20 protein-coding genes and 1 tRNA gene are annotated in these 19,408 nt (G+C 68.0%); 3 read left to right on the top strand and 18 right to left on the bottom strand.

Annotated features, from left to right (window positions below):
- Positions 1 to 24: 24 nt before the first annotated feature.
- From mpaM to LC041_RS03005, 8 genes are all read right to left on the bottom strand, one after another.
- The gene (gene mpaM / locus LC041_RS03025; protein ID WP_226531477.1) at positions 25 to 852 is read right to left on the bottom strand and encodes a daptide-type RiPP biosynthesis methyltransferase; all 828 of its coding nucleotides are present in this window, start codon (positions 850 to 852) and stop codon (positions 25 to 27) included.
- A 64-nt stretch (positions 853 to 916) separates the two neighbouring features.
- Entirely contained in the window at positions 917 to 1,036 is a 120-nt protein-coding gene (gene mpaA3, locus LC041_RS17290; protein ID WP_308012732.1) for an MpaA3 family daptide-type RiPP, read from the bottom strand.
- A 34-nt stretch (positions 1,037 to 1,070) separates the two neighbouring features.
- Entirely contained in the window at positions 1,071 to 1,196 is a 126-nt protein-coding gene (mpaA2, locus tag LC041_RS17055) for an MpaA2 family daptide-type RiPP (protein WP_264188840.1), read from the bottom strand.
- Between the two features lie 42 nt (positions 1,197 to 1,238).
- Positions 1,239 to 1,373 carry an MpaA1 family daptide-type RiPP gene (mpaA1, locus tag LC041_RS17050; RefSeq protein WP_264188838.1) on the bottom strand — a complete coding sequence of 45 codons (135 nt, stop codon included), beginning with the start codon at positions 1,371 to 1,373 and terminating at the stop codon, positions 1,239 to 1,241.
- Positions 1,374 to 1,377: 4 nt separating this feature from the next.
- Entirely contained in the window at positions 1,378 to 2,562 is a 1,185-nt protein-coding gene (gene mpaC / locus LC041_RS03020) for a daptide-type RiPP biosynthesis dehydogenase (protein WP_226531476.1), read from the bottom strand.
- Positions 2,559 to 3,818: a daptide-type RiPP biosynthesis aminotransferase gene (gene mpaD, locus LC041_RS03015; RefSeq protein WP_226531475.1), complete on the bottom strand. Its 1,260-nt coding sequence runs from the start codon at positions 3,816 to 3,818 to the stop codon at positions 2,559 to 2,561. Before mpaD ends, mpaC begins: the two co-directional genes overlap by 4 nt.
- Entirely contained in the window at positions 3,815 to 4,864 is a 1,050-nt protein-coding gene (gene mpaB / locus LC041_RS03010; RefSeq protein ID WP_226531474.1) for a daptide biosynthesis RiPP recognition protein, read from the bottom strand. Before mpaB ends, mpaD begins: the two co-directional genes overlap by 4 nt.
- Positions 4,864 to 5,634 carry a hypothetical protein gene (locus tag LC041_RS03005; RefSeq protein WP_226531473.1) on the bottom strand — a complete coding sequence of 257 codons (771 nt, stop codon included), beginning with the start codon at positions 5,632 to 5,634 and terminating at the stop codon, positions 4,864 to 4,866. The genes mpaB and LC041_RS03005 overlap by 1 nt, the downstream gene beginning before the upstream one ends.
- A 143-nt stretch (positions 5,635 to 5,777) precedes the next feature.
- Between LC041_RS03005 and LC041_RS03000 the strand changes: the two genes are divergently transcribed.
- Positions 5,778 to 5,865: transfer RNA gene (locus LC041_RS03000), tRNA-Ser, on the top strand.
- 58 nt (positions 5,866 to 5,923) lie between these two features.
- On the opposite strand, the gene LC041_RS02995 is transcribed toward LC041_RS03000, so the two are convergent.
- From LC041_RS02995 to LC041_RS02960, 8 genes are all read right to left on the bottom strand, one after another.
- Entirely contained in the window at positions 5,924 to 6,526 is a 603-nt protein-coding gene (locus LC041_RS02995; RefSeq protein WP_226531472.1) for a GNAT family N-acetyltransferase, read from the bottom strand.
- A gap of 28 nt (positions 6,527 to 6,554) precedes the next feature.
- On the bottom strand, positions 6,555 to 7,184 hold the full coding sequence (locus LC041_RS02990; protein WP_226531471.1) for a phosphatase PAP2 family protein: 630 nt from the start codon (positions 7,182 to 7,184) through the stop codon (positions 6,555 to 6,557).
- Positions 7,185 to 7,215: 31 nt separating this feature from the next.
- Positions 7,216 to 8,604, bottom strand: a complete 1,389-nt coding sequence (locus LC041_RS02985; RefSeq protein WP_226531470.1) for a multidrug effflux MFS transporter — start codon at positions 8,602 to 8,604, stop codon at positions 7,216 to 7,218.
- A gap of 161 nt (positions 8,605 to 8,765) precedes the next feature.
- Positions 8,766 to 9,920 carry a cystathionine gamma-synthase gene (locus tag LC041_RS02980; protein ID WP_226531469.1) on the bottom strand — a complete coding sequence of 385 codons (1,155 nt, stop codon included), beginning with the start codon at positions 9,918 to 9,920 and terminating at the stop codon, positions 8,766 to 8,768.
- Between the two features lie 73 nt (positions 9,921 to 9,993).
- Entirely contained in the window at positions 9,994 to 11,370 is a 1,377-nt protein-coding gene (locus LC041_RS02975) for a cystathionine beta-synthase (RefSeq protein ID WP_226531468.1), read from the bottom strand.
- Positions 11,371 to 11,468: 98 nt separating this feature from the next.
- Positions 11,469 to 12,431: a carbohydrate ABC transporter permease gene (locus tag LC041_RS02970; protein ID WP_226531467.1), complete on the bottom strand. Its 963-nt coding sequence runs from the start codon at positions 12,429 to 12,431 to the stop codon at positions 11,469 to 11,471.
- On the bottom strand, positions 12,428 to 13,567 hold the full coding sequence (locus LC041_RS02965; RefSeq protein WP_226531466.1) for a carbohydrate ABC transporter permease: 1,140 nt from the start codon (positions 13,565 to 13,567) through the stop codon (positions 12,428 to 12,430). Before LC041_RS02965 ends, LC041_RS02970 begins: the two co-directional genes overlap by 4 nt.
- A gap of 102 nt (positions 13,568 to 13,669) precedes the next feature.
- Positions 13,670 to 14,986 (bottom strand): ABC transporter substrate-binding protein, encoded by a 1,317-nt coding sequence (locus LC041_RS02960; RefSeq protein ID WP_226531465.1) that lies wholly within the window; start codon positions 14,984 to 14,986, stop codon positions 13,670 to 13,672.
- Between the two features lie 284 nt (positions 14,987 to 15,270).
- Between LC041_RS02960 and LC041_RS02955 the strand changes: the two genes are divergently transcribed.
- Positions 15,271 to 16,275, top strand: coding sequence for a LacI family DNA-binding transcriptional regulator (locus tag LC041_RS02955; RefSeq protein WP_226531464.1), 1,005 nt, complete (start codon positions 15,271 to 15,273; stop codon positions 16,273 to 16,275).
- Positions 16,276 to 16,356: 81 nt separating this feature from the next.
- Here the strand turns inward: LC041_RS02955 and rplL are convergent, their stop codons facing one another.
- A complete protein-coding gene (gene rplL / locus LC041_RS02950; protein WP_226531463.1) occupies positions 16,357 to 16,740 on the bottom strand; it encodes a 50S ribosomal protein L7/L12 in 384 nt (127 codons plus the stop codon).
- A 48-nt stretch (positions 16,741 to 16,788) separates the two neighbouring features.
- The gene (rplJ, locus tag LC041_RS02945) at positions 16,789 to 17,277 is read right to left on the bottom strand and encodes a 50S ribosomal protein L10 (protein ID WP_017829129.1); all 489 of its coding nucleotides are present in this window, start codon (positions 17,275 to 17,277) and stop codon (positions 16,789 to 16,791) included.
- A 1,433-nt stretch (positions 17,278 to 18,710) separates the two neighbouring features.
- Between rplJ and LC041_RS02940 the strand changes: the two genes are divergently transcribed.
- Positions 18,711 to 19,391: a YqaJ viral recombinase family protein gene (locus LC041_RS02940; RefSeq protein ID WP_226531462.1), complete on the top strand. Its 681-nt coding sequence runs from the start codon at positions 18,711 to 18,713 to the stop codon at positions 19,389 to 19,391.
- Positions 19,392 to 19,408 lie beyond the last annotated feature (17 nt).

The following is a 19,408-nucleotide window of genomic DNA, read 5'->3' as shown; positions in this document are numbered from 1 at the left end:
CGAGGGCCTCGACGGCGAGCGAAGCTAGCCGAGGTCATCGTCATGCGCCCGCTCGGGGGTCCCGGCCCACGTCGTCGTGAGAAGCAGGATGTCCGCTCCGCGGTGCGTCCGCACGGGCGAGACGGTGGGTTCGGCGAAACCGGCGTCCGCGAGTTCGAGGGAGAGGAGTTCCTGGCTGAGCACGCGCAGCCGACTCGTGAGGACGCACACGTCACCGCCCGCGGCGAGATCGTCGGCGCGCACCCAGTTCACCAGGCGAGCCGCACCGTCCTCCTCCATCTGCTGCGAGAACAGATAGGTCTCCTCGCCGCCGGGCGCAGGGACACGGATCTCCTGATCCGTCGGCACCGTCAGGCTCTCCGCCGAAGCGCCTCCCGCGACGGTGAAGGCGAACACTCCCCCCGGCGCAAGGTGGCGCCGCACGCTCGCATAGAGGAGCGCCCTCCCCTCTCCGTCCAACAAGGTGATCGAGGTCGCACCGAGGACCACGAGATCGTACTGCCGCTCAAGGGTGAAGTCGCGCATGTCGGCGACCACGCAGTCCAGCCGCGGGTGCTCCGGCAGGGCACGGCGAAGGTGGGAGAGCATGTCCCCGGAGAGATCGAGCGCGGTCACGGTTCGACCGGAACGCACCAACGGGATCGTCAGCCTCCCACCGCCGGCGGCCACATCGAGGATCGGACCCGCGGCTTCTCTCGCGAGCGCCAGCACCTCTCGAATCTCTGCGGGATCGGAACCGACCAGTCGCTCGTAGAAGTCCGCCCCGACCCCCGCATACAGATCCTGTCCTCGGGCGACCGCACCCGCCCTGTCGAGTCGCGCCGCGATGGCTTCGGTTATCGATCCTGACATTCATCACACCTCTCCGCGGAAGCGAGGGGGTGCGGGCGCGCGGAACCGCCCGCACCCCGACCGGTCACGTGGCGATCGCGGCTGCACCGCCGATGATGGCGATGATGTAGCTGACGTGCTCCCACCACTCGAGGGGCGCGTCGATTCGTTCGAGTTCCTGGAACTCCAGCAGATCAGACTGCATGTGGTACCTCTTTCATCTCGCTGCGATGCGCTGCCTACGTGAGCGCGAGGATGCCGATGATGACGCCGACGGCGAAGCCCCGAACGAAATCGTCGGTGTTGTTCAGCGCGTCCATCGCCTCGAGCTCAATGAATTCGAGCCTCTGCACTTCGGTGTTCATGCCTGTCTCCTTTCTCGTCTCGATCTCCGTCGGGCGACGGGATCACGTCGCAGCGGCTGCGCCGATCCCGATGAGGATCAGTGCACTGATCGCGCCCTGATAGAAGCTCTCCCAGCTGGGAGCCTCCATGTCATCCAGTTCCTCGAACCGGAGTCGCTCTTCCGCGTCCTTGATCATCTCTTCACCTCCTCTGCGTGGCAGTCGACGGCCGGCGCACCTCGCCGGCGTACGGATGGCCCCAACAGGAATCGTGGAGCACCTCACGGATGTCATCGGCCACGAGGCCGGTGAGCATCGGGCGGCGATCTCCCCACGACGACTCCGTCGACGTCGAGATACGGTCGGCCTCCCGAGCGGTCGGTCGCGGCGGAAGCGGGATCTCCCACCGCTCGATCAGCGCGGTGATGCCCGCAGCCGGTTCGAGAGGCAAAGCCACCCCGCTCGCGACCCGCGACCAGAACTCCAGGAGACTCTCCCGGTCCCCCCAGCGTGTGTCGCCCGCGCAGATGCGACGCCAGACCGCCGCGATCACCGCCGCCGTGGCGACCATCTTGCGGACCCCCAGCACGAAGGCCACTTCGTTCGCGAGATACCAGTGGCGGGCACTGTAGGGGTCGCGCCCACGGAGCGCCGCGCCGCGTTGAGTGGCTGCGCTCAGGCGCGCCAGGCGCAGTCGCCCCGCGGAGGAGACAGCGTCCTGGGAGACCGTCTCGAGGAGGGCCCTCCCGAGGATGACGGCCTCGCTGCTCCCCCGCGGGCTTCGTCCCGAACTCGTCGACGTGCCGGCGAGGCGCAGGAAGGCCTCCAGTGCTCCCTCACGGACGGCGCCGTGCGTGAGGGACTCCAGGTTGCGTGGATCGATGACGGCGTGACGAGGTCTGAGCGAGTGTCCGACGATGAGCCGGTAGCCGCTGTCGTTCTTGAGAATGCCGACGCTGTTCGTCTCGGACGAGGTGCCGAGGGTCGTCGGCACGGCGACGAGTTCCACCGGCGGCGGCGCGTACGGCAGCACGGTCAGTGAGGACCTCTCCGCATGACCGATCGCGTAGTCGAAGGTCTTCCCCGGTGCGAGCGCGAGCGCGGCGATCTTGCTGGCGTCGAGCACGCTTCCCCCGCCGACGGCCACGATGACCTCGGGCGATCGACGGACGACCTGCCGCGCGATCCCGGAGACGAACGCGACATCCACCGACGATGCGTCCACGGTGATGGTCGTCGCCGCGGACGCTGCACGGAACGGGACCGGGATCGCAGAGTCCGCGATCACGAGGATCTCGCGCCCCGCGGTGAGTTGCGTCACCACGTGATCCGCGACGCCGGGGCCGTGCCACAGGGTCGGGGTCCGTCTGGCGAAAGCGGTGGTCATGCTGCCGCGCCCTGCACTCGCGCCAGGCCGGAGCGCACGGCCGCATCCACGGCGCGGAGCTCGTTCGAGGTGAACCCGTATGCCGGGATCAGCTCGATGGAGCTGGGACCGGGCTGCACCAGCACGCCGTGGTCTGCGATGGCGGAGACCACGCGGAGAACCTCCGAGGACGACAGCGGGCGCTCGTCGTGGTGTCGAAGCCCCATCCCCACGAAGCAGCCTCGCCCGGTGATCTCCGCGATCAGGCCATCCGACTTCAGTGACGTCGCCACACGGAGCACCTCGGCGCTGAGTGCCTGCGTGGTCGCTTCCACGTCGATCCGGCGAAGTTCCTCCAGCACCGCGGTGATGGCTGCCGCGCATACCGGCGTTCCCGCCTGCGTCTCACCATGGACGAAGGTCCAGCCGCCGCGGGTGAACTCAGTTGCGACTCGAGGCCCCACGAGGAGCGCGGCCGCGGCCGTCGCGCCGTTCGTGAGCGCTTTCGAGAGGAGGAGGACGTCCGGTGCCGCCGCCCAGCCGTCGGTGGCGAGCATCGCCCCGGTGCGTCCGAATCCCGTCGCGACCTCATCGGCCACGAGCAGGAAGCCGTACTCCTCTCGGAGCGTCAGGAGGCGATCGATGAACGCGTCGGACAGGGCGTGTGCGCCACTGCCCAGGACGGGCTCCACGACGACCGAAGCCACCCGGGAGCCCTCCCGCTTCAACAGCGTGGCGAGCTCTTCTCCGTCGTCGCCGTGCGAGACGTGCCTCACCGATCTGCGATCGACGGAGTAGACGGGCTGCAGGAGATCGTCGCCGCTGAGCGCGTGACTGCCGTACATCGTGCCGTGATAGCTGCCCTTCAGCCCGACGATGAGCGACCGGGAGCCGGTACCCCGCTGCGCCCAGTACTGCCGCGCGAGCTTCATGGCGGCATCGTTCGCCGCGCCACCCGAGGTGGAGAAGATGACCCGGCTGTACCTGGTCGGATTCGCGAGGTCGAGAAGCCCTTCAGCGGCGACCTCTGCGTAGCGATGCGAAGCCCGGAACAGGGTCAGGTACGACGCATCGCGGGTGGCCTTGGCCACCGCCTCACCGACGACCGGGTTCCCATACCCGAGCGGCACGTTCCAGAGCCCACTCGTCGCGCACAGGCGCGTGGATCCGTCGGCGAACTCGATCCGATGTCCCTCGGCGCGGACGGCGACCCGATCAGGCGGGAAGGTCGCGTCCGCGGGGAGCATCGAACTCCACACGGCGTTCGGCTCGCTCAACGCCGGATGCCGTTCGCCGGGCGGGCGACGTCGTCCCGGATGCCGAACCGGATGCGGAGGGCGGTGACGGCCTCGAGACACAGGGCTCGCGCATCGACGACGGAGGCGCCCAGCTGTCGAGCCGCGCGCTCTGCAGCGACCTCCGGCGTCGAGGACGTCTGCGTGACGGCGACCACCTGAGCGGTCGCCGGAGACAGCAGCTGCCGACGCAGTGTCCGCGTGTCCGCCAGGACGAAACCGTCCGTGGTCTCGATCAGGAACGGATCCGCGGCCGAGGGGGCGGCATCCGCGAAGCCGTCGTCGACGAGCGCCCACCCGAATCCCGAGATCCGGGTGTCGCCGTTGGCCAGGCGGAGCATCTTCATGAGGTCTGTCGCACCGAGGTATCGGAGCACCCCCTCGCGGATCGATCTGTCGGCGACGAGCAGGTCTCGTCGCACCGATTCGTCCAGTGCCACGGCCCGGGGGTGCAGCGCGGAGAGGATCGCGGGCAGCTCGTCGACGATGCCGAGGGTGTCGCCCTGGACGCCGATGCTGACGGTGCCGTCCGCACGCACTCTGACCGCGCTCGGAGTCGCGAGCTCGCCGGGTTCCGACAGCGCGCCGCGATCCGCCAGGAGCACTCGCGGATCGATCAGAGCGGACGGGAAGACGCCCGTCCGCCGCGCGAGCTCGGCATCGTCGAGGAGGGCCTGCCAACTCGCCCCTTCGAAGAGGCCGAGCGCCGTCGGACCGGTGAACTGCAGGAACGCCGCAGCGACGTAGTCCTGGAGCTCGACGCAGCGCTCACCGAAGAACAACTCGTCGCCGATGTCGTGCAGCGCGCCGGCGTAGCGGGCGACGTGGGCCGGGCCCGCACACGGTCCGCTCTCCTCGGGGAGAAGGATGACATCGTCTCGGCCGGCTGCGCGCGCGACACGATCCGCCAGGGCGCCGCTCTCGACGAGGAACACCCGTGCGTACCTCTCCGGCACTCCGGTGATCCACTCCCGGAGCGCGCGTGCCCCGACCAGGTCCGACCCGGCTCCGCTCTCGTCCTGACGCATCAGACGTGGTCCCGTCGACCCGCCGAGACGAGGGCCGCATACAGCTCGATCCACGGTCGATCGTCGAGATCCGCCTCGAGCATGCGGGGGTCGATGATGCGCGCGAACGCGCGACCACGACCGGCGCTCTCGGCGGCCACGACCTCGATGTCGACGCGCCCGTCGCCCACCCGTCCGAGCAGGAGACCGTCCGGGCCGTCCCGGTACTCGCCGTCCGCGGTCACGTGCACGCGCACCAGAGAGTCCGGCACCGGATACGCGCGGGTGAAAGATGCGGCGGAATCCAGCAACAGGGCGCCGTCGAGGAGCCGGTCGGCGAAGGTTCCGGTCGATCGAGCGTCGTCAGCATCCCGCAGGAACGCGGCGAGGCCTTCCGCCGACCTCTGTCGGACCACCGTGAGCCCGTCGCGGAAGCGGAATCGACCGGCGAGATAGTCCTGCAGCCGGAACGTGTGGGGCCCGCCGAAGCTCATCTCGTCACCGGGTGCGTGGAGGGCTCCGGCGAAGGAGACGATCCGAGGGTCCACCTTCGGGCTGTACCCCGCGGGGACGAAGATCACATCGTTCCGTTCCGCGAGCGCCCGCACCTCGTCGAGGTGCACCGCGGATTCGAGGAAGAACGCCGTGCACCCCGGTACCGAGCGCTCCGCGGTCACATACTGCTCGAATGCCCTCACCGCGCGGTGACTGCCACCTCGTGCCGTGGTCGTGCTGGCGCTCATCGTCTCCCCCAGAAGCGTCGGATGCGATCTGGCATCATCCGTACTCATGTGAGGCTATTGAGCATTCAGGCGACTTGCAATATATTCCAAACGCGTCATATCAGGCACAGGAAGACCTCGCGCCAGGCTCCGCCACAGCGCTCTGTCACGTCGCGCTCCGTCGATCGGATAGGATGGACAGGTTGTTCCTTGGTGACGTGTCCGAGCGGCCGAAGGAGCACGCTTGGAAAGCGTGTGTTGTGCAAGCAACCGCGGGTTCGAATCCCGCCGTCACCGCCAAATGAGAAAGAGCCCCCGCGCCAGCGGGGGCTCTTTCTCATTTCTCCCAGTGCGGTGCTCAGTCGTCGAAGCGCACGCCGTAGATCTGTCCGCCCGGTTCCGCCGGGAGCCGCTTCATCCCGAGGCGCTCGTAGAACGCGGCGGCCCCGGTGTTGTTCGGGTCGATGCCCAGATGCAGCCCCCGGACGCCACGGTGCGCCAGCTCCGCGAACAGGGTCTCGATGAGAGACCGTCCCAAACCCTGTCCCTGCGTCTCCGGAAGCAGGTCGATGTGCAGGTGAGCCGGATGGTCCGCGGCGTTGGGCTCGATCCCGGGCGCGCGGCTGTAGCCGTAGTCGACCATCCAGTCCTCGCGCGTGACGACCTCGGCCGGCCGAGGATAGCGCTCCTTCAGCGTCGGCCACCACACGTCGCGGAACCAGGTGTAGAACGCATCGGTGTCATCGGTCGCCACGATGTAGCCGATCGTGCGCCCGTCGTCGCTCTCCACCACCCAGGCGAGATCCGGGTGCCGCTCTGCGTATGGGACCGCGAACAGGTCGCCCCAGAGCGCGTCGTCCGAGAGCACTCCGGTCGCATCGACGCCGGCGTCAGCGGTCTTCACGCAGATCTCGGAGAGCGCGGCACGGTCGGCGGGGCGATAGGGACGGATACGCGACACGAAGGACTCCTCTGGACAGCGGGCCCGTTCAGCCTATCGGCGCCGCCACCTCGGCCCTCTTCTGCTGCACCCACGGCAGCAGCCACGCGGCCAGAACGAGGACCACGCCGGCACCGACGAGAGCGCCGCCGAGAGTGTCGCTGGCCCAGTGCACCGAGAGGAAGGTGCGTGAGAGCGCCATCGCGAGCACCCACAGCACGCCGAGGACCGCCGTCCAGACCCGCGGGAACAGCACCCAGATCACGAGGGCGATCGTCGCGGCATTCGCGGTATGCCCGGAGGGGAAGGAGCCGTAGTCGCTCACCACCAGCATGTCATCGGGGCGGGCTCGTCCGAAGATCTGCTTGAGCAGCTGCACCATGGCGGCGCTCGCGGCGAAGCAGAGGGCCGCGAACGCGGCAGCACGCCACCGGCGAGCCAGCACGAGCACGATGACGGCCGACAGGGGCACCGCGAAGATCGCCACCCAGCCGCCGCCGATCCAGTTCAGGACGAGCGCGAAGTCGACCATCCCGTCGAATCGGACAGCGGCGATCATCTCGTTCCACCAGCGGTCGAACCCGGAGGCCTCCGGATAGCCGAACACCACCAGTGCGCCGAGCGCCGTTGCGAGCGCGAGGAGGCCCACCCCCCACCACAGCAGCATCCGCCTGTCCATCGTCCCATTCTGTCGGACGACGCCTGGACTCTCAGGGAGTGAGCATCCCCACGGTGCGCGGACGCACGACGAACCACAGCGACAGGACACCGATCGCGGAGCAGCCGACCATCACCGAGGCCATGGTCGTCGCCGTGATCCCGGCGTCGCGCGAGAGCCAGCCGACCACCGGCGAGATGAGCCCCGCCACACCGAAGTTCGTCGCCCCGATGATGGATGCCGCTGTCCCCGCGGCCTTTCCGTGCCGGTCGAGAGCCAGCACCTGCACGTTCGGGAACGTGAAGCCGCACGCCGTCATGAAGACGAACAGCGGGATGACCGTGCCCCACAGCCCGAGCCCGAGCTGGTCGGTCACGATGATCGCGGCACCCGCGAGCAGCAGCACCGCCGTCGAGTAGGCCATCACCCACTGCGGTCCGAAGCGGGCCGCGAGCCGCGAAGCCGTCTGCACGCCGGCGACCACACCGAGCGAGTTCACGGCGAACAGCAGACCGTACTGCTGGGCGTCCAGCCCGTGGGTCACCTGGAACAGGAACGGCGACGCAGACAGGTACGAGAACAATCCGGAGAAGGTCATCCCGCCGATCACGAGCACCCCGAGAAAGACCCGATCCGAGAGCACCGAGCGGTAGCGCTGGCGCATGGTGGCACCGCTCCCTTGGCGACGCGCGACGGGAAGGGTCTCGGGGATGAACAGGAGCGTGGACAGCAGCATCACCACGCCGTAGGCCGCGAGCACGCCGAAGATCCCCCGCCAAGGCATGAGCGTCAGCAGCCAGGACCCGATCAGCGGCGCGATGACCGGTGCGACGCCCGACACCAGTGCAAGGCGCGAGAGCATGATGACCAGTCGCCGTCCGCCGAACAGGTCCCGCACGATCGCCATGGCGACGACTCCACCCGCGGCCGCGCCAACGCCCATCAGCACCCGAGCCGCGCTGAGCAGGCCGAGGTTCGGCGCGAGGGCCGCCCCCACGCTCGCGAGGACATGCAGAGCGGTGACGAAGATCAGGGGCACTCGACGCCCGACCTTGTCGCTGAGCGGCCCCACGACGAGCTGTCCCAGCGCGAAGCCGATCATCGTTCCGGTCAGGGTCAGCTGGATCGCGGCGGCCGTGGTCTGGAAGTCCTCCTCCAGCACGGGGAAGGCCGGGAGATAGAGGTCGATCGTGAACGGGCCGAGCGCGGTGAGCGCGCCGAGCAGGACGATGTAGAGCGTCCGTCTGCCGAGGGAGATCGCGTCTCCTGGATGCAGCATGATCGGCGCGGTCGCAGGGTTCGATCCGAGGGTGCGGATCGCCCCGGTCGCCGTGCTGGTGCGGATGCTCCCGGTCGCGGTACGTGCGGGCCGCGGGGTTTCATCGGTCGGCTGCTCCGCGGGGGCGACGGGGACGGAGTCAGTACGGGGCGCGTCGGACACGACGTCCTTCCAGAGTTCGGGGTTTTGCGGGATCGAATCGATTCGCCGCAGGAAGCCCCCATGCTATCGCGTCCGTCTCCCCCGCTGCGGGATCAAAAACGCACCTCCCGGCCACCCCGTGGGCACCTTTTTGCTCCCGCACGCGCCGCCAGGCGGCGAGGTCAGTGGGTGACGCGCCCCAGTCCCTGTTCGAGGTCGGCGATCAGGTCGCCCACATCCTCGATGCCCACCGAGAGACGCACCACGTTCTCGGGGACTGCGAGCGCCGTTCCGCGCACCGACGCATGCGTCATGTCCGGTGGATAGCCGATGAGCGACTCCACGCCCCCGAGCGACTCGGCGAGCTGGAACACGGAGGTGCTCTCGGCGAAGGCCCGTGCCGCGTCGGCGCCGGCAGCGAGGCCGAGCGACAGCATGCCGCCGAACCCGCTCATCTGCGTGGCGGCGATCTCATGCCCGGGATGCGAGGCGAGTCCGGGGAAGTACACCTGTGAGAACTCGGGACGCTCCGCCGCCCATTCCGCGATCGCCTGCGCGTTCACCGAGTGCTGGCGCATGCGCAGCGCGAGGGTCTTGATGCCGCGGGTCGTCAGCCACGCGTCCATCGGCGCGGACACCGCACCGACGGCGAACTGCTGGAACTTGACCTCCTCGACGTACCGGTCGTCGCCGAACACGACCGCACCGCCGAGCACGTCGGAGTGCCCTCCCAGGTACTTCGTCGTGGAGTGCACGACCAGATCGGCGCCGAGCGCGAGCGGCTGTTGCAGCGCGGGAGACGCGAAGGTGTTGTCCACGACCACGAGAGCACCGGCGGCGTGGGCGATCTCGGCGATCAGGGCGATGTCGACGATCTTCAGCAGGGGGTTGCTCGGCGTCTCCACCCAGACGATCTTCGTCTCCGGGCGGATCGCGGCACGGAGCACATCGGTATCGGAGAGCTCCACCGTGGTGGTCTGCACTCCCCAACGCGCCAGTACCTTGGTGAGCAGCCGGTACGTGCCGCCGTACACGTCGTTGCCGAGCAGGATGTGATCGCCCGGCTTCAGGATGCCGCGCAGCAGCGCATCCTCCGCAGCGAGCCCCGAGGCGAAGGACAGCGCGCTCACTCCGCCTTCGAGCGCCGCCAGCTGGGTCTCCAGCGAGGAGCGCGTGGGATTGCCCGCACGGTTGTACTCGTAGCCCTCGCGGAAACCGCCGATGCCGTCCTGCACATGGGTGGAGGACTGGTGGATCGGCGGGATGATCGCCCCCGTGGTCGGGTCGGCTGCTTGTCCTGCGTGGATGGCGCGGGTGGCGAAGGCGTGGTCGGACATGCCCTCAGCCTACGTCCGCGACCAGTGCCGCGGACGCCCCGTTACGCCCAGGGTCATCACCCTGCGGACGGCCTCAACGCGAGAGGTACGCGAGCAGATCCTGGCGCGTCAGCACTGTGTGCGGCTTGCCGTCCTCCGTCACCAGCAGCGCATCGGCCTCGGCGAGCGCGGCTCTCGCCTGAGCGACCGAGGCGTGGATGCCGACGAGCGGAAGCCGCGCCCCGACATGCGCGCCCACGGCGTCGGTCGCGTTCGCCTCGCCGCGGAACAGCAGGTCGAGCAGGCCCTTCTCGTCGACCGTTCCGAGCACCTCGCCCATCATGACGGGCGGTTCGGCGCTGAGCACGACCAGCTGCGAGACGTCGTACTCGGTCATCATGCCGATCGCCTCGAGCACGGTGTCGGTCGGGTGTGCGTGCACGAGATCCGGGATCCCCGCTCCCTGGCGGTCCGGGCGTGCCGCGAGCACGTCGGCGACGGTCTCCCCGTCCTCCACCTCGCTGAACCCGTAGGAGCGCATCCACCCGTCGTTGAAGATCTTGCCCAGGTAGCCGCGGCCTCCGTCGGGCAGCAGCACGACCATCACGGCGTCCGCCGGGAGGTCCCGTGCGACGCGCAGCGCACCGACCACGGCCATCCCGCTCGATCCGCCGACGAGGATGCCCTCCTCGCGGGCGAGTCGCCGCGTCATCGCGAAGGCGTCGGCATCGCTCACCGCGACGACCTCGTGCGGCACGGTGGGATCGTACGCTCCCGGCCAGATGTCCTCCCCCACGCCCTCGACGAGATACGGCCGTCCGGTCCCCCCGCTGTAGACGCTGCCCTCCGGGTCGACCCCCACGATCCGCACCCGGTCCTCCGAGATCTCGCGCAGGTACCGGCCGGTCCCCGTGATCGTCCCGCCCGTGCCGACGCCGGCGACGAAGTGCGTGACCTCGCCGTCGGTGTCCCGCCAGATCTCCGGACCTGTGGTCTCGTAGTGGCTGCGCGGACCGTTCGGGTTCTCGTACTGGTTGGGCTTGAACGCGCCGGGGATCTCCCGCGCCAGCCGGTCGCTCACGCTGTAGTAGGACTCCGGGCTGTCTGGCGCGACCGAGGTCGGTGTCACCACGACCTCCGCCCCGTATGCGCGCAGCACGTCGATCTTGTCGGCGCCCACCTTGTCGGGAAGCACGAACACGCACGTGTAACCGCGCTGCTGCGCCACCAGCGCCAGGCCCACACCCGTGTTGCCGCTGGTCGGTTCGACGATCGTCCCGCCCGGCTTCAGGTCGCCTGCGGCTTCGGCCGCGTCGATGATCCGCGCGGCGATCCGATCCTTCGACGAGCCGCCCGGGTTCAGGTACTCGAGCTTCACGAGAACCGTGCACGCGACGCCCTCGGTGACGTGACGAAGCTTCACGAGGGGCGTGTCGCCGACGAGGTCGACGATGGAGTCTGCGTACTTCATGCCTTCAGGGTAGACGCGCGGATGCCGCGGACGGGGTTGTGTTTCGCCCGACCGCGGCATCCGTTCTCACGAAAGGCCCCTCTGTCTTCCGAAGCGTGTCAGCCCTTCGTCGATCCGGCCAGCAGGCCTCGGACGAAGTAGCGCTGGAGTGCGAAGAACACGATCAGCGGCACGATGATCGAGACGAAGGCGCCCGCCGTGAGCAGGTACCAGTCGTTTCCTCTCGTTCCGGTGATCTCTGCCAACAGCTTCGTGATCGGCGCCGCAGCGCCGTCCGCGAACACCAGCGCGACGAGCAGGTCGTTCCAGACCCAGAGGAACTGGAAGATCGCGACAGAGGCGATCGCCGGCATCGTCAGCGGAAGCACCACACGGAAGAAGATCTGCCCGCGGGATGCGCCATCGACGCGCGCGGCCTCGATGATCTCGCCGGGGATCTCCGACATGAAGTTGTGCAGCAGGTAGATGGCGAGCGGTAGAGCGAACATCGAGTGCGCGATCCACACCTGTGCGTACCCCTGGGAGGCGTCGAGCGGCAGTGTGACCTGCAGCCCGAAGAGGTTCAGCCCCCGGGAGAACGAACTCAGCAACGGCACCAGGGCCATCTGGATCGGCACGATCTGCAACGCGAACACGAAGATGAACAGTGCGTTGCGGCCCTTGAAGTCGATCCAGGCGAACGCGTAGGCAGCCATCGAGGCGATCATCAGCGGTACAACGGTGGCGGGGATCGTGATCGCGATCGAGTTGACGAACGACTCCAGGATCGTGAGCTGCGTCGTGCCGGACTGCAGCACATCGGCGTAGTTGTCGAGCGTCACCTGCGGATCGGCGAAGAACGTCCACCAGCCTGTGGTCTGGATCTGGTCCCGTGGCCGGAACGACGAGATGAACAGTCCGAGCGTCGGGATCGTCCACAGGAAGGCGATGACGATGGATGCCACCGATGCCCACGGCCGGGACAGCTTCTTGCGAGTGCGTCCGGCCGCACCCTCGAACCCACCGCCGGTGGTGATCGCGCGCGTGCTGAGGGCGGCGTCTGACTTCACGGTGTCGGTCATCGGATCTCCCGCTGCTTCTTGATCTGGCGCGCGTTGTAGATCACGATCGGCAGCACCAGGATGAACAGGATGACGGAGAGCGCGGCACTGCGCCCCGCCTCGAACTTCGAGAACTGGGTGTACATCTCGTTCGCGAGGGTCGACGTGCCGTAGTTGCCGGCGGTCATCGTCCGAACGATGTCGAACACCTTCAGCGACGCGATCGAGATGGTCGTGAGCACCACGATGAGTGCGGGACGGATCGCCGGCACGGTCACCGATACGAACCGCTGCCAGGCGTTCGCGCCGTCCAGCTCTGCCGCCTCGAGCAGCTCGGCCGGCACACCCTTGATCGACGCCGACAGCACGACCATCGCGAAACCGGTCTGCACCCAGATGAGCACGACGATCAGGAACAGGTTGTTCCACGGCTCGTTGAGCAGCCATTGCTGCGGCGTGCCCCCGAGCCACACGAGCACCTGGTTGAGCAGACCGATCTGCTCGTACTGCGGACCGCGGTACTCGTAGATGAACCGCCAGATGATGCTGGCCCCGACGAACGAGATCGCCATCGGCATGAAGACCAGGACCTTGTAGATCTTCTCGCCACGCGTGCGGTCGATGAACACGGCGTAGGCGAGGCCGACGATCGTGGAGACCGTCGGCACCAGGAGCACCCAGACGATCGTGTTGATCACGGCCGTGATGCCGTCCGACTGCGTGAAGATCCACAAGTAGTTGGACAGGCCGACGAACTCCTTGCCCGAGGAGTTCATGAACGACGAGAACATCGTCTGGATGGAGGGCAGGACGAGGCCGACGAGCAGCAGCAGCAGCGCCGGCGCCATGAACGCCACGAGCTGGATGAGATATCCCGCGCCATCGCGGGAACGGTAGTCGAGCCAGAAGAACAGAGCGCCGACGGCGACGGCCACTCCCATCGCCCAGTAATAGGAGTTGAAGAAGAACATCACCGCGAGCGGGATGAGCAGGCACATCGCCAATCGGACGAAGGTATAGAGCTTTCCCCTGCGTGGAGCGATGTCCACCAGGAGCAGGATGATCGCCACGACCACCGCGAAAGCGATGACGACGGCGACCGCCTGCAGGACCGGCGGGAGCGAGCCGATCCACTTGAAGAAACTAGTCGCGTTCACGGATTCCCCTTCATCACGCGGACCGGATCACCGGCGCGCACGTCCCTGTGCACGCCGCGGAGGCAGAGGGGCCGCCCGGTGCGGGGCGGCCCCTCCCCCGGATCAGCTGCTCGGCCAGCCGGTCTCGATCTGCGTGAGCACCTCATCGGTCGAGGTGCCGTTGACCCACGCGACCATGCCCTTCCAGAAGGTCCCGGCACCGACGGCACCGGGCATCAGGTCGGAGGCGTCGAAGCGGAAGGTCGTGTCCGGGTCCTGCAGGATCTTGATGGTCTCCTGGAGGATCGGGTCCTTCGCGTTCGCCGGGTCGAGGCCGTTGTTGGCGGACGTGACGCCACCGAGGCTGACGCGGCTGTTCGCCCACTCGGGGCTGGACAGGTACGCGAGAACCTTCTGGGTCGCCTCGGAATCGCTGAACCCGCCGACGATCTCACCGGCACCGGTCACTGCGGTGTCGCCCTCGGACTCGCCCGGGAGCATGAAGGCCCAGATGTCGCCGTCCTCAGCGATCTCCGTGCCCTCCGGGAAGAAACCGGAGAGGAACGAAGCCTGGTGGGTCAGTGCGCAGTTGCCTTCGGCGAGGGCGGGAGCGACGTCGCCGAACGCGGTCGAGTTGATCGAGCGCACGTCGCCGAAGCCGGCGTTCACGTTGGCCGGGTTCAGCAGGATCTCACCGACCGAATCGAACGCGGACTTGATCTGCGGGTCGGTGAACTTGACGTCGTTGGTGACCCACTGGTCGTAGACGTCCGGGCCGGACTGACGCAGCACGTAATCCTCGACCCAGTCCGTTCCCGGCCAACCGGTCGCCGTTCCCGACTCGAACCCGGCGCACCACGCGGGGGTGCCGGTCGCCGCCTGGATGGTCTCGGTCAGCGCCGACATCTCGTCGAGCGTCTTCGGGACCTCGACGCCCCACTCCGCGAACTTCGCCGGCGAGTACCAGATCCAGCCCTTGACGTTGGCCATCAGCGGCGCCCCGTAGAAGGTGCCGTCGACGGTGCCGTAGTTGACCCAGTCCTCGGTCCAGTACTCGTTGGCGTTCTTCTCGACCTCTTCGGGAGCGGGCTTGAGGAAGTCGCGCTTGGCGAAATCGGCGAACAGACCGGGCTGCGGGAAGATCGCGATGTCCGGCGGGTTCCCGCCCTGTGCGCGAGTGCCGAGCTGCGTCTCGAAGTCCTGGCTGCCCTCGTACTTGATGGTGATGCCGTTCTCGTCGGCCCAGTCCTTCCAGGACTCCTGGAGGAGCTCCGCCTCCGAGTCGACGATCGTTCCGTAGATCGTGACGGTGGCGTCGCCGCCATCACCGCCGTCTGTGCCCGGTGCGCCGCCGGGAGCCCCGCATCCGGCGAGCGCGATGCCCGCGACCCCCAGCAGGGCGATCGGCGCGTAACGCCGGGAACGCTGTGACAGAGCCATGTGAATTCTCCTCTTCGAGTACAGGTTCCCTCTGGTGCGACGCCACCCCGCGGCATCGTTAGGGAACCGATTCCAGGCCAACCTACTGGCCATGCGCACCCCCGCACAACACGCAAGGGTCACAAGCTCGCAACCATTCGACGCGAGGAACATCCAGAGATGGGAGCGCTCCCTCGACTCGGGCATGGAACCGGTTCCTTTTTCTTCGTTCGCCGACTACGCTGACACCCGGTGCGCGCTGCGACGCCACCCACGCAACCGCGTGATCAGGTCGAGGAGGACCGATGAGCACGATCGCGGATGTCGCGTCCCGTGCCGGGGTGTCGAAGGCCACAGCGAGCCGCGCACTGAGCGGACGCGGCTATGTCTCGGACGAGACGCGGACGCGCGTCGAGGTCGCAGCCCGAGAGCTCGCCTACGTCGCGCACTCCTCCGCGACGAGTCTCGCCACGGGACGGACGCAGACGGTCGGTATCGTCATGCCGCCGGCGGACCGCTGGTTCTTCGCCGAGCTGCTCGCCGGGATCCAGGAGTCGCTGTTCGCCCTCGACTACGACCTCGCCCTCTACGGCGTGCCCGAGGGATCGCAGACCCGGGAGCGACTCTTCGAGAGCGTGCTGCCGGGCCGCCGCTTCGACGGCATCATCGCCGTCGGCATCCAGCCGAGCGCGCGCGAACTCGAGCGCCTGCAACGCACCGGGAGACCGTTGGTGAGCGTCGGACCTTACGGGGAGGGCTCGAGCGCGGTCTCGATCGATGATGCGGCGGCGGCGCGCATCGCGACCGAGCATCTGATCGAGCTCGGCCACACCGACATCGCCTTCATCGGCGGACCCACGGACTCGACGGTACGGAGCTTCGGTGACGCGCGCCGGCTCGACGGCTACCGGGACGCGCTGAGCGCCGCCGGGCTCGCATCCCACGCGCGGGCCGTCGGCACGGCATCGACCATGCCCGGCGGTTACACCGCGGCGGCTGGGCTGCTCGGAGACCGGAGAAACCGACCGACGGCGATCGTCGGCGTGTGCGACGAAGCGGCGATCGGGGCGATCATCGCTGCGCGCCGCCTGGGCATCGCCGTACCGACGGAGCTCAGCGTCGTCGGTATCGATGACCACGAGCACGCGGACATGTTCGCCCTGACGACGATCGGGCAGTCTCCGAGGGAGCAGGGACACGAAGCCGTGCGTCTGCTGATGCAGCGGATCGACCGACCCGACGCTCCGTGGGAGCACGTCACCGCCGCATCCGCCCTCGTGGTGCGCAATTCGACCGCTCCCCCTCGCTGACGGCCGCCTCGCCCATCCGCACCGGAACGCACGAAGGCCCCGGGCGAACCCGGGGCCTTCGCAGAAAACGCTGAAGCGTGATTACTTGAGGGTAACCGTCGCGCCTGCCTCTTCGAGAGCAGCCTTGGCCTTCTCGGCGGTCTCCTTGTTGGCGCCCTCGAGGACGGCCTTCGGGGCACCGTCGACGACGGCCTTGGCCTCGCCGAGACCCAGCGAGGTGAGCTCGCGGACGGTCTTGATGACCTGGATCTTCTTGTCGCCAGCAGCCTCGAGGATGACGTCGAAGGAGTCCTTCTCGTCCTCAGCCTCGGCAGCGCCTGCGCCACCCGCGGCACCGGCAACGGCGACGGGAGCAGCAGCGGTGACCTCGAACTTCTCCTCGAACGCCTTCACGAACTCGTTGAGCTCGATGAGGGTCAGGCCGGCGAACTGCTCGAGCAGTTCCTCGGTGGAAAGCTTCGCCATGATGTATCTCCTAGATAGATGGGGTTTGTAGACGAGATCGCAGGTCGCTTACGCGGCCTCTGCGGTCTCCAGCTTTTCGCGAAGAGCATCGATGGTGGCGGCAGCCTTGCCCATCGTCGCCTTCATCATGCCCGCAGCCTTCGCCAGCAGAACCTCACGGCTCTCGAGCGCGGCGTACTTGTTGACCTCGTCCGCGGTGAGGGCGTTGCCCTCGAAGATGCCGGACTTGATCACGAGAAGCGGGTTGGCCTTGGCGAAGTCACGCAGAGCCTTGGCGGTGGCGACGAAGTCACCGTGCACGAACGCGACAGCCGACGGCCCCTTGAGGTCGTCGTCCAGCGCGGAGATGCCAGCCTTGTTGGCGGCGATCTTGGTCAGCGTGTTCTTCACCACGGCGTACTCAGCGTCCTGACGGATGCTGTTGCGCAGCTCCTTGAGCTGGGCAACCGTCAGACCGCGGTACTCGGTCAGCAGAACGGCAGTCGAGTTCTCGAATGACTTCGTGAGCTCGGCGACCGATGCATCCTTCTGCGCCATGGTCACTCCTTGGTGTGTACGAGGCGCCGCACGGTGGTGGGGCGCCGACCTGGACCACCTGCATGGAAAAAGCTCCGGCGCAAGCGCACGGAGCTTTGGAAAGTTCGTGTCCTGCGCGGGCCCCTGCGATGCAGAGCTTCGATCCTGTGCACTTGCGCGCACACGATGACCAGCGGTCTTCGGTTACGACAACTGTACCCGACGCATCCCCCTCTCCCAAATCCGCCCCTGCACCCCTGTTAGCTCTTCCCCACCGGACCATCCGCCAGCCAGTCACCCCTCGGATCGCGTCTTCCCGGCGCTTCTCCGCGAGCACGGCCTCCTCGACGCTCCGTCCTCGGCGAAGGATGGAATCACGGTACTTGTCCTCTCCGTCGAACTCGCCGAAACAGTGCGAGCGACGGAACCCGAAATCGACCCAGTAGTTCTCCCCTTCAGGCCCGCGCACATGCACCTGCAGTTCGGGCGGCGCGAAGCCGAGCCGGTGCAGCTGCAGACGACTGACGCTCTCACCCGGTAGCTGCGCGCGTCCGTCGGCGAACTCGATCACCCGTCGCGCCCGACGCACGCCACGCGAGTGCGAGCGGAGCGCTCGCTCCGTCATCCGCGACCGCCAGCCTTCAAGCGACTCGGAGTCCTGGACCTGACCCGAGACGGCCTCGCGACGAAGTGCGGCATCCGCGGCACACAACCCGACCTCCTCTCGGGCCGAACAGGCCAGGTCGAGGATCGTCCGGTCGAGCGACGTGCACCTGATGCCATCGACGACGACAGAATCCGCGGGAGGAACCTCGACGTCGTGCCACATCACCCCGGACCGGGTCCTCCCATGCCTGGCCCCGGCAATGACCGCGTGGACCTTCCCAGGCGCCAGCCGATACAGCGGCACGCCGTGCAGGACCGCGGCGGACGGCCCCCAGAACACCGGCCCTGGACCGTCGGAGTTGAGAGCGGTCGCAACCACCTCGACGAGATGACGCCCCTCGTTCCAGAGCCCGTCCCATCGGTTCGCCTCGACGTAGCGACCCCGGCGCACTCGACGGAGGGACCCCGCAGCGACACGCGATCCGATCTCCCGTTCCGTGTGCCCCGTCACGAGCAACTCGTCCCGCGTTCGGATGAGCGAGCGAACGGCGGTGACATCGATCCTGTTCAGCATCCCGTCATGGTGGAGTCTCCGACGCCCCCTACCGCCGTCGCTCACAGAGTTGATCTCAGGTCTCGACATCCACCGATTGGTGCAGGAACAGTCGCGTCCGACCCGCACCCCCGCTGACCGTCCGCGCCCCCGCTGAATCGCGCGAGCATGCGGGGGTGCCGACGAGCAGCGGGGGCGTCGGCGGAAACGGAGAGGAGCATCGGGACGGGGCCGGGCGGAAGAGCGGACGGCGTGTGGGAGAGGAAGGGTCGGCGAGCGGGGTTAGGGTCGAAGGGTGACCCCGGAACTCGCTGCACGCATCGTCGCGGACTCACGCGATCGTGTGGCGTGGATGAGGGCACGCTCGCGCGGGATCACTGCGACCGACGTGGCCGGACTCACTTCCGAGAAGTCGATCGCCAGGGCAGCGGACTCGAAACTCGGTGGCGGCCCGCGCTTCGGCGGCAACGCCTACACCGACCACGGGCGCCGGCGCGAGCCCGAGATCGCCGCCTGGGTCGCCGCGACCCACGGCATCCTCCCCTCGTCCGCGCTCTTCCGCGCCGAAGTCGAGCATCGCCACCTCGCCACCCCCGATGGGATCGCAGTCGATGCCGAGGGCCGCGTGAAGCTCGCCGAGATCAAGACGACGAACAAGGCCTTCCGCGGGATCCCCCGCACCTACTTGCGCCAGGTGTGGTGGCAGCAGCATGTGCTCGGCGCCGAGCGGACGCTGTTCGTGTGGGAGGAACACGTCGACTTCGCCCCGGTCCACGACGAGCCCCGGTGCGTGTGGATCGACCGGGACGACCGTGAGATCGCCAAGCTCGTCGGACTCGCGACCGACCTCATCGACGAGCTCTACCGGCGCACGACCGGCCAGCAGATCCCGAGCCGGACGGTTGGCCCGGCGGAGAGCCGTCGGGAGCAGCTGCGCGAACGAGACGCCTTCCGCGCGCTGGCCCTCGCCGACTGATCATCGAACACCGCGCC

The organism is Microbacterium paraoxydans (assembly GCF_020524545.1).
Lineage (GTDB): Bacteria > Actinomycetota > Actinomycetes > Actinomycetales > Microbacteriaceae > Microbacterium > Microbacterium paraoxydans_C.
The sequence above is the reverse complement of the archived record's forward strand: the minus strand, read 5'-3'. Positions and strand labels throughout refer to the sequence as shown.

Bases quoted from the DNA above. Each gene is read 5' to 3' on its own strand.
- mpaM (WP_226531477.1), bottom strand. From the start codon at position 852: ATGTCAGGATCGATAACCGAAGCCATCGCGGCGCGACTCGACAGGGCG.
- mpaA3 (WP_308012732.1), bottom strand. From the start codon at position 1,036: ATGCAGTCTGATCTGCTGGAGTTCCAGGAACTCGAACGAATCGACGCG.
- mpaA2 (WP_264188840.1), bottom strand. From the start codon at position 1,196: ATGAACACCGAAGTGCAGAGGCTCGAATTCATTGAGCTCGAGGCGATG.
- mpaA1 (WP_264188838.1), bottom strand. From the start codon at position 1,373: ATGATCAAGGACGCGGAAGAGCGACTCCGGTTCGAGGAACTGGATGAC.
- mpaC (WP_226531476.1), bottom strand. From the start codon at position 2,562: ATGACCACCGCTTTCGCCAGACGGACCCCGACCCTGTGGCACGGCCCC.
- mpaB (WP_226531474.1), bottom strand. From the start codon at position 4,864: ATGCGTCAGGACGAGAGCGGAGCCGGGTCGGACCTGGTCGGGGCACGC.
- LC041_RS03005 (WP_226531473.1), bottom strand. From the start codon at position 5,634: ATGAGTACGGATGATGCCAGATCGCATCCGACGCTTCTGGGGGAGACG.
- LC041_RS02990 (WP_226531471.1), bottom strand. From the start codon at position 7,184: ATGGACAGGCGGATGCTGCTGTGGTGGGGGGTGGGCCTCCTCGCGCTC.
- LC041_RS02980 (WP_226531469.1), bottom strand. From the start codon at position 9,920: ATGTCCGACCACGCCTTCGCCACCCGCGCCATCCACGCAGGACAAGCA.
- LC041_RS02975 (WP_226531468.1), bottom strand. From the start codon at position 11,370: ATGAAGTACGCAGACTCCATCGTCGACCTCGTCGGCGACACGCCCCTC.
- LC041_RS02970 (WP_226531467.1), bottom strand. From the start codon at position 12,431: ATGACCGACACCGTGAAGTCAGACGCCGCCCTCAGCACGCGCGCGATC.
- LC041_RS02960 (WP_226531465.1), bottom strand. From the start codon at position 14,986: ATGGCTCTGTCACAGCGTTCCCGGCGTTACGCGCCGATCGCCCTGCTG.
- LC041_RS02955 (WP_226531464.1), top strand. From the start codon at position 15,271: ATGAGCACGATCGCGGATGTCGCGTCCCGTGCCGGGGTGTCGAAGGCC.
- rplL (WP_226531463.1), bottom strand. From the start codon at position 16,740: ATGGCGAAGCTTTCCACCGAGGAACTGCTCGAGCAGTTCGCCGGCCTG.
- rplJ (WP_017829129.1), bottom strand. From the start codon at position 17,277: ATGGCGCAGAAGGATGCATCGGTCGCCGAGCTCACGAAGTCATTCGAG.